Origin of the sequence: Ramlibacter sp., assembly GCF_035548915.1 — a bacterium.
Lineage (GTDB): Bacteria > Pseudomonadota > Gammaproteobacteria > Burkholderiales > Burkholderiaceae_C > Ramlibacter.
The window spans coordinates 36915-50415 of sequence record NZ_DASZSE010000001.1 but is presented as its reverse complement, the minus strand read 5'-3'; the positions used below and the strand labels follow the sequence as shown (position 1 = coordinate 50415).

The window sequence follows — 13501 nt, the reverse complement described above, 5'->3', positions numbered from 1 at the left end:
GTGTTCGGCAGCCCCTCCCCCAGGCAACTGGCTCCGGCCTTCGCCCTCATCCTCCTCGGGCTCATCCTTCCTCACCTGCTGCCCCAGTACTTCCTCTATGCGGGCAACCTCTTGATGATGTATGCGGTGCTCGCCCTGGGGTTCGACATCCTCATCGGCTGGTCGGGGCAATTCGCGTTCGCGCACATCGCCTTCTTCAGCGTGGGCATCTACGGCACGACCCTCCTGCACACCCGGCTCGGAATCCCGTTCGTCGTCGGCATGCCAATGGCCGCTCTCGCTGCGGGAGTGATCGGCTTGGTCATCGGCATCCCCGCGGCGCGCTTGCGCAGCGTCTACCTGGCCCTCGCCACGTTCGCGTTCGCGGAAAGCGCCTCCTGGGTGCTGCGCTCCTGGGATTCCGTGACGAACGGAACGGATGGCGTGAAGATCGTGCCCGCGAGCGTGTTCGGCTACATGGTGGGAACCGATCGCAACGCGTTCCCCGTGGCCGCGACGATCCTCGCTCTCGTTCTCGTCGCCACCAAGTTCCTCGCGCGCTCGGCATTCGCTCGCAGCCTGGCGGCCGTTCGCGAAAGCGAGCACGTGGCCACGGCGTCGGGCATCGACGTGGCGCGTACGAAGGTGCTGGCATTCGCCATCTCCGCGGTCTACGCGGGCATCGCGGGCGGCATGTACACACTGTTCCAGTCGTTCGTGAATCCCGACTCGCTCGATGCGACGCTCCTGATCCTGCTGCTGTCGATGCTCGTCGTGGGCGGCACCGGCTCCATCGCGGGCGTCCTCGTGGGTGTGGTCTCGATGGGCGTCTTGCCGGAGGCGCTGCGCTATGCGCCGCGCAACATGCTCGTGTGGCAGGAGTTCATCTACGGCCTCATCCTCGTCCTGTGCATGATGTTCATGCCGCGTGGCGTGTGGGGCATCATCCTGGCCCGACGCCAGCGCCGCGCTTCCTCGGCAGCCCGGCAGCCGGCCGCGCCCGCATCGCCGCCACCCCGGGAAGCCGCATGACGGCGTTCCTCTCGATCCGCGACCTTTCGATCCGTTTCGGCGGCTTGCAGGCGCTCGACCGCTTCTCGATGGACGTCGAGCGCGGTGCGATCCATGCGCTGATCGGCCCGAACGGCGCGGGGAAGTCCACGGTGTTCAACTGCATCTCGGGTTTTTGCAGCCGGTTCGACGGTGAAATCCTGTTCGACGGCGCGCCGCTCGAAGCCCGGCCCCACCGGCTTGTTCATGCAGGTCTTGCGCGCACCTTTCAGCACGTGGACCTGCTGCGCCAGCTCACCGTGCTCGAGAACGTGCTGGTGGGGATGACGTCGCGCGTGCGAAGGTACTGCGCCTTCACGCCGGGATTCGGGCGGGCCGCCGCCGAGCGCGACGCGATTGCGCAGGCGGACGAGGTGCTCGAGCGCACGGGGCTTGCGAGGTACCGCAACTTGCTCGCGGGGGAACTCGACTTCGGCCACCAGAAGCTGGTCGACCTCGCGCGCGCCGTGGCGGCGCGCCCGCGGCTGCTGCTGCTCGACGAGCCGGCGGCCGGGCTGCGCAACCGCGAGATTTCAGAAGTGGTGGAACTGCTGGGCGATCTCGCGCGCGGGCAGGGCATGACCATCGTGCTGGTCGAACACGTGATGCAGCTCGTGATGTCGGTGGCCGACCGGATCACCGTGCTCAGCTTCGGCCAGAAGATCGCCGAGGGCGAACCGCACGAGGTGAGGTCGAACCCGTCTGTCATCGAGGCCTACCTGGGACGCGAGCACCATGCTTGAAGTCGTGGACCTGCACGCCTCGTATGCCAACGTGGACGCGCTGGAGCGCGTCGCGCTGCAAGTGCACGCGGGCCAGATCGTCTGCCTGCTCGGTGCGAACGGCGCGGGCAAGTCCACCACGCTCAATTGCATCTCGGGCATGGTGCCGGCGACGCGCGGCCGCATCCGGTTCGAAGGCGAGGACATCACCAACCAGGCGGTGAACCGGATCGTCGCGCGGGGCATCGTCCAGGTGCCCGAAGGCCGGGAGATTTTCCCCAGCCTGAGCGTGGAGGAAAACGTCCGGCTCGGCGGTTGGCTCTATCGCCGCGACCGGCGGTTCGGCGCGGACGTGGACCGCGTGTACGGGCTCTTTCCCCGCCTGGCCCAGCGCGCGCGCCAATTCGCCGGCACGCTGTCCGGCGGCGAACAGCAGATGCTCATGATCGGGCGGGCGTTGATGGCGCGGCCCCGGCTCCTGATGCTCGACGAGCCGAGTCTCGGCCTGTCCCCGGTGCTGGTCGACCAGGTGTTCGACATCATCCAGCGCATCAACGCCGACGGCATTTCCATTCTGCTGGTCGAGCAGAACGCGCGCATCGCATTGCGCACGAGTTCGTACGGCTACATCCTGGACAACGGCGAGGTGAGGCTGCACGGCGAAGCGTCCAGCCTGGCCGGCAATCCGCGCGTGCAGGAAGCATACCTGGGGGGTTCTTGAATGACTCGAGTTGGCTGGAGTACCCATGGCAAGGAATGATCACGAGGCAACGGTCGAAGTCAGGCTGCGCGTGAACGGCATCGACCACGAACTGGAGGTGCCTCCCCGCTACGCGTTGTCCGACGTGCTGCGCGACCGGTTGCGCCTCACCGGGCTGCACACCGGCTGCGAGCAGGGGGTGTGCGGCGCGTGCATGGTGCTGGTCGACGGCGAGCCCACGGTGAGCTGCCTCACGCTCGCGGTCGAGGCGCAGGGCGTGGAGATCCACACCGTCGAACATCTCACCGGCCCCTCGTCGAACCCGGGGCGGCTGGAGCGCAGCTTCATGGAATGCGGCGCTTTCCAGTGCGGGTTCTGCACGCCCGGGTTCCTGGTCATCGGCCATCACATCCTGCGGCAGGCGTGGCGCGGCGACCGCGCGGCGATTCGCGAGTGCCTGAGCGGCAACGTCTGTCGCTGCACCGGCTATGAGCCCATCATCGACGCGATCGCCGCGGCCGCGCACGACGGAGAAGAGCCATGAGCGCGCGCGAGGAAATCGGCGGTGCGCCGTTCGTGTACCACGCCGACGGCGCGGCCCTCGTCACCGGTGAGGGCGCCTACATCGCGGACATCGCGCTGCCGGGCATGGTCGAAGTCGCGTTCGCGCGCAGTTCGATCGCGCGCGGGCGCATCTCCATCGACACCGAAGCGGCTTCGCGGATGCCGGGCGTGTTGCGCGTAGCCACCGGCAGGGAGATCGCCGCATCGGTCCCGAACCGCCTGCCGCGCGCATCGATGGTGCTGCATGCGAGCGAGGATGCGCCGGAAACCTTCAACCTGCCCGCCTACCCTCTGCTGCCCGTCGATGACGTGCATTTCGAGGGCGAGGCCGTCGCCATCGTCGCCGCGGAAACACGCTACCTCGCGGAGGATGCCGTCGAGGCGCTCGAAATCGACTACCAGCCCCTTGCACCGGTCCTCGATCCGGAAGCCTCGCTGGCGCCGGGCTGCGACCAGCTGTTCGAGGACGTCGCCGGCAACCTCGCACTGGAGGGCCGCTACGGCTCGACGCAGGAGCCCGGGACGGTGTTCGACGACGCGGCCCTGGTGCTGCGCCGCCGCTACCGCATGAACCGCAGCGGCAATCCGCCGCTGGAAACGCTGGGGGTCATCGCGCATTTCGAGAACCGGCGCCTGACGGTGTGGTCCACCATCCAGCGGCCGCACATCCTGCGCATCGCGCTGGCCGACATTCTGGGAATCCCCGCGTCGCGGGTGCGCGTCATCGCGCCGCAGAACATCGGAGGCGGCTTCGGCTGGAAGTCGCCGATGCACCGCGAGACGGCGGCCATCGCCTGGCTCGCGATGCAGCTCGAGCGCCCGGTGCGCTGGATCGAGGACCGCACCGAAGCGCTGAAGAAAGGCATTCACGAGCGCGACCAGATCTGGGACATGGAGGCGGCGTTCGATGCCGCCGGGCGCCTGCTGGCCTTGAAATCCGAAGTGATCGCCGACGTGGGAAGCGTGCTGGTCGACATGTACGGGCTCGTGCCGTCGCGCATCTCGGCGACCTTGCCGTTCCCCTACGACATCCCCTGGGTGCGGACGCACTTGCGGTGCGCCATCACGAACAAGGCGCCGATGGGACTCAACCGGCCCGCCGGCCGCATGCCCGCCGTGTGGGCGATCGAGCGGCTGATGGACGACGCGGCGCGCGAACTGAAAATCTCGCCCGCGCAGATCCGCCTCGACAACTTCGTGCGCAGCTTTCCCTATGCGTCGCCGATCGCGGGCGCGCTGGGCGGACGCCTCACCGATTCGGACTACGCCGGGACCCTGGGCAAGCTGCTGGACCAGTGGCGCTATGGCGAGCGCATGGAAGAGGCGAAGCGGCTGCGAGCGAGCGGGCGCTGGGTCGGCATCGGGCTTGCGGCGTGTGTGGAAATCTGCAGGCCGGTGTGCTCGATCGGCGGGGTGCTGTTCTACAACCAGCCGCAGTTCGCGGCCGTGACCTTGCGCATGTATCCCGACGGGTCCCTGTCCATCATGTCCGGCGACGCGCCGCAGGGGCAGATGCGGCACACGACGATGGCCAAGGTGGCGGCCGAGGAACTGGGCATCGACCCCGAGGTCATCGAAGTCCACACGGGCGACACGCTCCTCAGCCCGATCACCAACTCCAACACCGATGTCGCTTCGGTGTGCGCCGTGGCGGCCCGCAAGCTGCGCGCCCGGATCATCGGGATCGCGGCCCACCTCATGCGCGTCCCCGCCGACGAGGCGAACTTCAGCTGCGCCCACGGTGTCGTCACGCATTCGCCCGACGGACGCGTGCTGACGTACCGCGAAATCGCCTGGACGACGATCATGCGGCCCTTCCTGCTGCCTGCGGGCAGCACGCCGGACCTGATGGAGTCGGCCTACGTGGAAGCGCCGTACTCGCCGACCAGCTTCGCCGCGCATGCGGCCATGGTGGAGGTCGATCCGCACCTGGGCAAGGTGCGAATCCTCTCGTACGGATTCGTGGGGGACAGCGGCAAGAAGCTCAACCCGCGCGGGCTGCGCACCGCAATCATCGCCGGCATCGCCACCGGCATCAGCAACACGACGCACGAGGCCTACATCTACGACGAACAGGGCCAGCTCGTCACGTCCAACATGAAGGACTACGCGATGCTGACGGCGGACGAGATGCCGCTGGAGCTGGTCATCGGCCACAACGACACGCCGACCGCCGCGACGATCTACGGTCACAAGCGGATGATCTCCGAGGGCGTGCCCACCGGCGTGCCGCCCGCCATGGCCAACGCCATCATCGACGCATTCGGCGGGGCCGTGGACATCACCACCATCCCGTTTTCGCCCGGTGACCTGTGGGCCACCGTGAACGAAGCGGCGAGCGCAGCGAAAGGCCGGCGATGAAACCGGGTCCCTTCATCTACCACACGCCCCGGGCCATGGGCGAGCTGCTCGCGCTGCTGGCCAGCCACCAGGACGACGCCGCGATCATCGCGGGCGGCCAGAGCCTCGTGCCGCTGCTGCGCTTCCGGCTCGCGCAGCCGCAGCACGTGATCTCCCTCCGCGGCATGGCAAGCGAGTTCCCGGCGGTCGTCGTGGACAACGGCAAGCTGGTGATCGGCGCTTGCGTCACCTACGCCGCGCTCCAGCGCAGCGAGGCCGCGGCGCAGGCGTGCCCGGCGTTGCCCGCCGCGATACGGCTGGTGGCCACGCCCGCGGTGCGTTCGCGCGGAACCTTGTGCGGCAACCTTTGCCAGGCGGATCCCGCGTCGGAGCTGCCGGCCGTATGCCTCGCGATGGATGCACAGCTGCGGCTGCGAAGCGCCGGCGGCGAGCGGGTGCTTCCCGCGCGCGAGTTTTTCATCGGGCCCTACACCACGGCGCGGCGGCCCGACGAAGTGCTGGTGGCGGTCGAGATCGCCCGGCGCCCCGCGGCCGAGCGCTTTTCGATCAAGGAAGTCACGCGGCTGCGCGGCGGGTTCCCCATGGCCGGCGTCGCGGTGGCGCTGATCCCGGGCGCCGGCGATGCGGTGCAGTCGGTGGCCATCGCGTGCTTCGGCGTGCATGCCGTCCAGCTGCGCATCCCCGAGGCCGAAGCGAGCCTGAGGCGCAATGGATGCACGCCGCGGGGCGTCGCGCAGGCAGCCGATGCGATCGACGCCGCGGTCCATCCGCACGGCGATGCGTTCGCGTCCCCCGCTTACCGGCGCGCGGCGCTGCGCGAACTGTTCGCGCGGGCCATGGGTGAGGTGCGTGGACCGGCGCCGGAGCACGCATGATCCTCAAGAACGAATTCACCGTGCAAGCACCCGTCGACCGGGTGTGGGCGCTGCTGGACGACCTCGAAAGGGTCGTGCCGTCCATGCCGGGCGCGTCGTACCTCGGACGGGAGGCCGGTGACGAGCACCGCGTGGCGATCAAGCTCAAGGTCGGCGTGATCGCCACGCATTTCCAGGGGCGCGTGCGTTTCGCGCAGAAGGATCCCGTGCGCCACACGGCGCGCATCGAAGGCAGCGGCAAAGACACCGGCGGCAAGGCGTCGGCCTCGGCGGCGATCCTCGTCAACCTCGAGGACTTCGCGGGGCAGGCCACGCGCGTCCTGCTGGAGACGGACCTCGCGCTGACGGGCAAGCTCGCGCAGTTCGGCAGCGGCGTCATCGAAGACATTTCGGCGCGGATCATTTCGCAGTTCGCCGAGAACCTCCACCGTGCGGTCGAGGTCTCGCCGCCGCAGGCCGCGCCCCCTGCATCGCCACCGCCGACCCCGCAACCCGCGGCATTCGACGTGGGGCACGCGATGGCGCCGATCGCGCGGAAGCTGGCCTGGCGGTACCTGCTCGTGCCCGCGATCGCCTTCATCGCCGGCTGGCTCGCCTGCCGCTTCTTTCACTGACCCTCGACCCTTCATTTCCTCAACAAGAGAGAGCACTCGACACCCATGATCATCGATACCCATCAGCACTTCTGGCGCGTCGGCGAGCCGACCGAGAAATCCCCCGAGGACTACCGCATTCTCGCGACCCCCGTCGGCATCACGGGCGTCATCCTGCGATGGATGGAAACGCAATGGTCGCTGGACCTGGCGGCCGCCGAGCCCTGGATCGTCGGCGTGTGCGGGCAGATCGCGAGCGGCCCGCGGTTCGAGGAGGAGCTGGAGAAGTTCTCTGCCAACCCGCTGTTGCGGGGCATCTGCCTCATGGGCCAGGACATCGAGGACGTCGAGAGCGGCAGCCTGCTCTCCGACATGAAGAAGCTCGCGGCCAAGGACCTGCAGCTCGACCTCTTGCGCGTGTGCCCCGGGTTCTTCGGCGGGCCGAAGGCGATGCAGGCGATCTACAAGGGCACGCCCAGGAGCCTGGAGGGCATGTTCAGGATCGCGGAGAAAGTGCCGGACCTGCGCATCGTCCTGGAGCACACCGGCGGCATGGCGATCGACGGCCAGCCGATCAACAAGGAGTGGGAGAAGATCTTCCGCAGGCTGGAGGCGCATCCGCAGATCTTCGTGAAGATCTCCGGCCTGATGGAGCGGGTCGAGCGCGCGCCCGGCGAGCGCGCGACCGAGCGCCTGAGCTTCTATCGCCCGGCGCTCGAGGCGGTGTGGGACATCTTCGGAGAAGACCGCCTGATCTACGGCAGCGACTGGCCGGTGTGCGAGCACGCCGGGGATTTCATCGCCAACGGCCTGAAGATCCTCACCCCTTTCTTTGCCGAGAAGGGCTCGCAGGCAAGCGAGAAATTCTTCTGGAAGAACTCGCAGAAAGCCTACAAGTGGAAGGCCCGGCTGCCTTCCCAGCAGTAACGGCAAACGGAGACGAAGCCATGGAACAGCAAGACAACGAAAGCAAGAAGGCGCAACTGCTCGACGGCATGGCGAAGGAGCGGGGCTACATGCATCCCTCCTTCCTTTATCTGGCGGACAAGGATCTGAACTTCCTGGCCGCCTACAACGCGCTTTATGGCTGCGCCTTGAACGAAGGCAAGGCCCTTCCCGTCAAGACGCGCGAATTCATCGCCATGGGAATCCTCGCCTACCGCGGCCTGGCCGACGGCGTCTTCGAGCATGCCAAACGCGCGATCCAATACGGCGCCAGCGAGCAGGAGCTGCTGGAGGCATTCGAGACCATGGTCATCCCCGGCGGCACGCCCACCTTCGCGACCGGCCTCACGGCGTTGATGAGGATCCAGGCGGCGGGCAAATCATGAGCGGCGTACGCACCGAAAGCGTCACCTTCTTCTCAGGGCCGGGGGAGAAGATGGCCGGCACGCTGTATCGGCCCGATCCGGCGGACGACCGGCACGCGGGCGTCGTCTTCTGTCACGGCTTCAGCACCGTCAAGGAAGGCGTGCCGCCCGGACTGGGCGCCTACCTCGCCGCGGATGGCTACACCATGCTCGCCTTCGATTACCGCGGATTCGGCGGCAGCGGCGGCGCGCGGGGACTGCTGTCGCCGCAATACCAGGTCGAGGACACGGTGCATGCGCTGGAGTTTCTCGCGCAATGTCCCGGCGTGGACCCGCAGCGGATCGGCCTGTACGGAACGAGTTTCGGCGGCGGCGTGGCGGCCATCGCGGCCACGCTCAGCGACCGGCCCAAGGCGCTCGTCATCTCGGTCCCCGTGGTGTCGGGCAGCCGATGGCTCGGCAGCCTCACGCGACACTACGAATGGATGGAACTCATCCGGCGCTCGAAGGCAGCGTTCGCCCGGAAGGTGATGTCCGGCGACATCGAACTGGTCGATCGCTTCGAGATCATGCTGCCGAGTCCGCAGGCCGCAGCGCGCTACCCGGACAAGGTAATGATCTCCCTGGAAACAGCTTGCCACCTGATGTGCCATGAACCGGTGCTCATCGCGGCCGATATCCGGGTGCCGACCCTCATGATCTGTGTGCGGGACGACACGCTCACGCCCTACGACCAGATGGAGGACTTCCATGCCCGGCTCTCGTGCAAGAAGGCGCTCAAGACCTTCGAGCATGGAGACCATTGGGCCGTCTACGACACGGTGCTTCCCGACGTGGCCGCGGCGACCCTGGCCTGGTTCGGCACGCAACTTTGCGCCAGCGATTAGCAGACGAAGGAGAAAAAGATGATCCACGAACTGCGAATCTACAACTGCGTGCCGGGACGCATGCCCGACGTGCTGGCCCGTCTGGAGACCGCGGGCCGGCACTTCTTCAGGAAGCATGGCATCGAGCCGGTCGGGTTCTGGACGGTGATGGTCGGCGAATCGAGCCAGCAGATTTACTACATGCTGCGCTGGCAATCGCTGGCCGATCGCGAAGCGAAATGGGCCGCTCTGGTGAGCGACGAAGAGTGGCTCGTGAAGCGCCGGGAAACTGAAAGCAACGGCCCGATCGTGGCGTCCGTGTCCAACACCTTGCTCTCGCTCACCGCGTTTTCCCGACCTGTCTGACAGGCGTAGCGCTCCGGTACGCGAGCACCTCGTGGCGAACAGCGAAAACGCAGGCGATGGTGTGCTCACTACGCAGGTGACGAGCCTCGAGGATATCCGGCTCAGAGACGCCGCAAAGCGTGGCGACGCCCAGGCTTGCCTGGCGATGGCAGAGCGCCTCTTCAGCGGAAGCAAGCGGCTTTCCCGCAACTACCTCCTCGGGTTGGCATACCTCCAGCAGGAGCTGAACAGGAAGAGCAAGGCGGCCATCTTGCTTCTGGCGAACTCGGTTCCGCTCGATATCCTTCTGGCTCAGCAGTTGCACCCCTACCTGCGCGAGGCGGCGGCCCTCGGGTCGTGCCTGGCCACGCTCAAATTGGGCACGCTGCTTGCCCTGCGGAGTGAAAGTCGTGGCGAAGGCACACGATTGATCAAGAGATCCGGAATCTGTGAGGGCGTCATCGGCGATCTCGAGTTCGATGATCCCTGCGCGGTTGCGCGATTCCTGAAGCAGCTGCCGCCTCGAGTTGCCAATGGGCCCGAGTTGGCCTTGTGGGGAGCGCGCGCGGCTCTGAATGAGCAGAGCGTCGAGCACGCATGCTATTTCGTCGCGGTCGCAGCCAATTCAATGCCTCTCGACTACAGGCTTGCGAAGATCGTGTCGTCAACGGTGCATCTCGCCGCGGCTTCGCAGCGCACCCGTCTCGACTTGCCGGTCGACCTCGTGGAGCACAGCCTGCTCGCGTGCAGTGCCCGCGGTGAGATCGACGCCCAGTTCGTCCTGGGATGCGCTTTTGCGGGCATGCCGTATGGGCAACTGATGCCGCAGCGGATCGTACGAACCCGAAACTTCGAGAAGGCGGCCGCCTTGCTGCTCAGGGCTGCCGATGCCGGGGAATGCCAGGCTTGGTTGAAGCTGTCGCAGATGACCCCGAGTTTCCGCGGCGCAATCTCCAGCAAGGGAATTGCCAGGTTCTTTCTGGAAAAAGCGGCCCTCGCCGGCGTGCTGGAAGCTCAGACGAAACTGGGCGCGGCGCTCTTGAAGGAGGCAACCACGCTCGAGCGTGCCGAAGAAGGCATAGCGTGGCTCGGTCTTGCGGCGCGGAAGTCGTGCCCGATGGCTCGCGAACTGCTTCGGACACTTGTCCTTCCCATCCACGAGCTTGCGCCCGACTACGAGAAATCAATGGTTGAACGGATCAGGGCAATCGACCCGGAACTGGGCGTGCGCGTATCGCTGGCGCGAGCGTTGCACCTCACAAGACGCGAAGCCATGACCTTCAACGCCAGGCGCGACATCAGGCCATGGGGGCTTCGCATCCCGGGCGCGTCCCATGAAAACCCCAAAGGCCGACTCGCGCCTGTCGTGTCACCGGAGATGGAATCGGAGCTTCAACGGGCATCGGAATTCTTCGCCGCCTCCAGCTCGATCGAGGACATGCTGTTTGTGCAGAGAAGCCGCGCGCAGCGCCGCATCTTCAAACTGCTCTCCATCCCCGAATCGATTTTCTTCGCCGACGAGATCGGCAGATCTCTCTCGCACTACGGATATGGCCGCCATTGGGCATGCCGCTCGGCTCCTGTGCTGGCGAAGTTGTTTGGCGATACGCCTTATCCTGGACAAATCGACATGACAAGTACTAGAGGCGTTGACGGCTAATTCTCTTGTTATGTCGAGGAAGGAGTAGTTGTTTTGCGACGGTATGACAGCAGGCAAAGCGATTTGAACGTGAAATGGTTTTGCGACCGAGCACGGTGTCTGGTGCAATGAATTGCAAGTTCCGAAGACGGAATTTGCCTTCGCTCCACGGCGCGCGATGACGCAGGTTCCCGTCGGCGCGCCCGAAGCTCAATGTCCAAAACCTGGAGATAACCTTTCAATGAAAAAGTCCCTGATGGCATTCGCCGGACTTGCCGCGCTGAACGCCGGTCCGGCGCTCGCGCAGTCCTCGGTCACCCTGTTCGGCGTCGTTGACGCCACCCTGGCTCATGGCTCGGGCAGCGCCAGCAGCAAAACCTTTTTGACCAATTCGGGCTTCAGCAGCTCGCGTGTGGGTTTCCGTGGGACGGAAGACCTCGGCGGCGGCATGTCGGCCTCGTTCTGGCTCGAAGCCGGCGTGAACAATGACAATGGTGCTGGTGGCACAACCAACACCAACAATCAGTCGACAGGTGCGGCTCCCCCAGCCGCCGGTGGCCAAGGACTGACATTCAACCGCCGCGCGACGGTCAGCCTGGCCGGCAATTGGGGCGAATTACGCCTGGGCCGCGACTACACCCCGCAATACTGGACGCTGGGCTTGATGGATCCGTTCGGCAGCAACGGTGTCGGTACGAGTCAGACCGTCAACTCCCTCACCGTCCTGACAGCGGTCCGTGCATCCAACACGATCGGCTATCTTCTGCCCCGCAATCTGGGCGGCTTCTACGGCCAAGCCCAGTACTACCTCGGTGAGAACAATTCCAATGCGGGCACGCCCGCCGGCTCGACGAAGAATGACGGCAGTGGCTACGGCTTGCGCCTTGGCTTCGCGAGTGGCCCCTTCGATGTCGTTCTGGCACATGGCCTCACTCGGTACGCTGTCGGTGACTTTCACCAGAACAACATTGGCGCCGCGTACGACTTCGGCGTTGTCAAGCTGGTGGCGCATTTCAGTTTCGACAAGAACGACATAGCGACCAGCGGCAAGGGCCGTGGTTATCTGGTTGGCGGCCTGATCCCGGTTGGCGCCGGTCAAATCCGACTGTCCTACTCGCGCTACCAGATCGAATTGGCTGCCGCGAAGCCGACCGCAACGAAGTTCGCGATCGGCTACAACTACAACCTGTCCAAGCGCACGGCTCTCTACGCAACATTCGCGCACGTGAGCAATAGCGGTGGCTCGGGCCAAACCCTGAACGGCGCGACATTGGCGAGCCCCAACGACTCGTCGAGCGGCTACGACTTCGGCATTCGCCATTCCTTCTAGCAATCGGCAGCGAGCGCAACAGCCATTTCGCGTGATTCGCAACTCGATTCTCCCGGCGAAATCACGCCTACCTGTTGACCGGATGAAATTGCAAGTTTCTCCACGGTCAAATTTCGACCCGAACGCTTGCGCCGACGGGTCTTCTTTTTTTTGGTTCTTCGCCAAGCGCGCGCGGACCGCTCACTCGATCGGATAGCGCTTGGCCAGCGCGCCGAAGCGATCGCTTTCGGCGCGAACTTGTGCCGCAAATTCAGCGGTGGTATTGGCCACGGGCTCCGCGCCCGCTGCCGCGAACGCCGATTTGACTGCGGGTTCCTTCACCGCTTCGCGCACAGCGGCGACGATGCCCTGGATGACCGCGGGAGGCGTTCCCTTCGGCGCAAAGAGTCCGAACCAGGTGACGATACGGAATTGCGGAAACCCGGCTTCCGCCGAAGTCGGGACATCTGGCAGCGCGGTCGCGCGTTTGACGTCCAGGGTGGCTATTGCCCGCAGTGTTCCTGCCTTGTGGTAGGGCAGCGAAGCCGATATCCCCATGAAGGACATGTCGACTGCGTTGGAGATCATGTCGTTGATGAATGCGGAATTGCCGCGGTAGTTGGCGACGATGAGGTTCGGCAGTCCCGCCTCCTCCGCGAGCTGCCGGGCCATGAGGCGCGAGGTTGTCTCTCCCGATGCCAGCGAGCAGGGCTTGACCGAGACCTTGCAATAGTGGATGAACTCGGCGAGTGTCCTGGCCGGAACCTTGGCACTGATGACCGCCATGCCCGGCGATTGCGCAACGGACGTGATCGGCTCCAACCGCTCCAGCGGGTCGACGCCCTGCACGCCGGGCATGTATTTGGTCAGCACAATGCTCTGGACCTGCATCAGCAGGGTGTAGCCGTCCGGTCTGGCTTCGATGACTCGGCGCGTCCCGATGAGGCCGTCGGCGCCGGGCATGTTTTCCACTGTGACGGGTTGCCCCCACACCCGCGAGAGTTGTTGCGCCACCGCGCGAGCATTGGCATCCGTGCCTCCGCCTGCCGAATACGGCACCACGAGGGCGACGGGCCGCTCTGGCTTCCATGGCGCATTCTGCGCAGCCGATGGCACTGCTGCCATCGCAATCCATATCGCGCCCAAAGCCGCGGTGACGCGGCGGGTGATCGATTCCGGGTTCATGAT

14 protein-coding genes are annotated in these 13501 nt (G+C 65.8%); 13 read left to right on the top strand and 1 reads right to left on the bottom strand.

Translation table 11 applies throughout. The features are described 5' to 3' along the window. The 13 genes from VHA82_RS00235 to VHA82_RS00175 all read left to right on the top strand — a co-directional run bounded on the left by VHA82_RS00235 (position 1) and on the right by VHA82_RS00175 (position 12334). The gene (locus VHA82_RS00235) at positions 1-1011 is read left to right on the top strand and encodes a branched-chain amino acid ABC transporter permease (protein WP_325539053.1); all 1011 of its coding nucleotides are present in this window, start codon (positions 1-3) and stop codon (positions 1009-1011) included. Next, positions 1008-1772 (top strand): ABC transporter ATP-binding protein, encoded by a 765-nt coding sequence (locus VHA82_RS00230; protein ID WP_325539051.1) that lies wholly within the window; start codon positions 1008-1010, stop codon positions 1770-1772. Before VHA82_RS00235 ends, VHA82_RS00230 begins: the two co-directional genes overlap by 4 nt. Continuing rightward, entirely contained in the window at positions 1765-2472 is a 708-nt protein-coding gene (locus VHA82_RS00225) for an ABC transporter ATP-binding protein (protein WP_325539049.1), read from the top strand. Before VHA82_RS00230 ends, VHA82_RS00225 begins: the two co-directional genes overlap by 8 nt. A gap of 25 nt (positions 2473-2497) precedes the next feature. Continuing rightward, positions 2498-2995 carry a (2Fe-2S)-binding protein gene (locus VHA82_RS00220; RefSeq protein ID WP_325539047.1) on the top strand — a complete coding sequence of 166 codons (498 nt, stop codon included), beginning with the start codon at positions 2498-2500 and terminating at the stop codon, positions 2993-2995. Further along, a complete protein-coding gene (locus tag VHA82_RS00215) occupies positions 2992-5376 on the top strand; it encodes a xanthine dehydrogenase family protein molybdopterin-binding subunit (protein WP_325539045.1) in 2385 nt (794 codons plus the stop codon). The genes VHA82_RS00220 and VHA82_RS00215 overlap by 4 nt, the downstream gene beginning before the upstream one ends. Then, positions 5373-6251, top strand: coding sequence for a xanthine dehydrogenase family protein subunit M (locus VHA82_RS00210; RefSeq protein ID WP_325539043.1), 879 nt, complete (start codon positions 5373-5375; stop codon positions 6249-6251). Before VHA82_RS00215 ends, VHA82_RS00210 begins: the two co-directional genes overlap by 4 nt. Continuing rightward, entirely contained in the window at positions 6248-6865 is a 618-nt protein-coding gene (locus tag VHA82_RS00205) for an SRPBCC family protein (RefSeq protein WP_325539042.1), read from the top strand. The genes VHA82_RS00210 and VHA82_RS00205 overlap by 4 nt, the downstream gene beginning before the upstream one ends. Before the next feature lie 45 nt (positions 6866-6910). Further along, positions 6911-7771 (top strand): amidohydrolase family protein, encoded by an 861-nt coding sequence (locus VHA82_RS00200; RefSeq protein WP_325539040.1) that lies wholly within the window; start codon positions 6911-6913, stop codon positions 7769-7771. Then, on the top strand, positions 7741-8175 hold the full coding sequence (locus tag VHA82_RS00195) for a carboxymuconolactone decarboxylase family protein (RefSeq protein WP_325539038.1): 435 nt from the start codon (positions 7741-7743) through the stop codon (positions 8173-8175). The genes VHA82_RS00200 and VHA82_RS00195 overlap by 31 nt, the downstream gene beginning before the upstream one ends. After that, the gene (locus VHA82_RS00190; protein WP_325539036.1) at positions 8172-9041 is read left to right on the top strand and encodes an alpha/beta hydrolase; all 870 of its coding nucleotides are present in this window, start codon (positions 8172-8174) and stop codon (positions 9039-9041) included. Before VHA82_RS00195 ends, VHA82_RS00190 begins: the two co-directional genes overlap by 4 nt. Positions 9042-9059: 18 nt before the next feature. Then, positions 9060-9386 carry an NIPSNAP family protein gene (locus VHA82_RS00185; RefSeq protein WP_325539034.1) on the top strand — a complete coding sequence of 109 codons (327 nt, stop codon included), beginning with the start codon at positions 9060-9062 and terminating at the stop codon, positions 9384-9386. Positions 9387-9417: 31 nt separating this feature from the next. Next, positions 9418-11025, top strand: a complete 1608-nt coding sequence (locus VHA82_RS00180) for a hypothetical protein (RefSeq protein ID WP_325539032.1) — start codon at positions 9418-9420, stop codon at positions 11023-11025. A 220-nt stretch (positions 11026-11245) separates the two neighbouring features. Beyond that, positions 11246-12334 (top strand): porin, encoded by a 1089-nt coding sequence (locus VHA82_RS00175; RefSeq protein ID WP_325539030.1) that lies wholly within the window; start codon positions 11246-11248, stop codon positions 12332-12334. Between the two features lie 180 nt (positions 12335-12514). On the opposite strand, the gene VHA82_RS00170 is transcribed toward VHA82_RS00175, so the two are convergent. After that, positions 12515-13498 carry a tripartite tricarboxylate transporter substrate binding protein gene (locus tag VHA82_RS00170; RefSeq protein WP_325539028.1) on the bottom strand — a complete coding sequence of 328 codons (984 nt, stop codon included), beginning with the start codon at positions 13496-13498 and terminating at the stop codon, positions 12515-12517. Positions 13499-13501 lie beyond the last annotated feature (3 nt).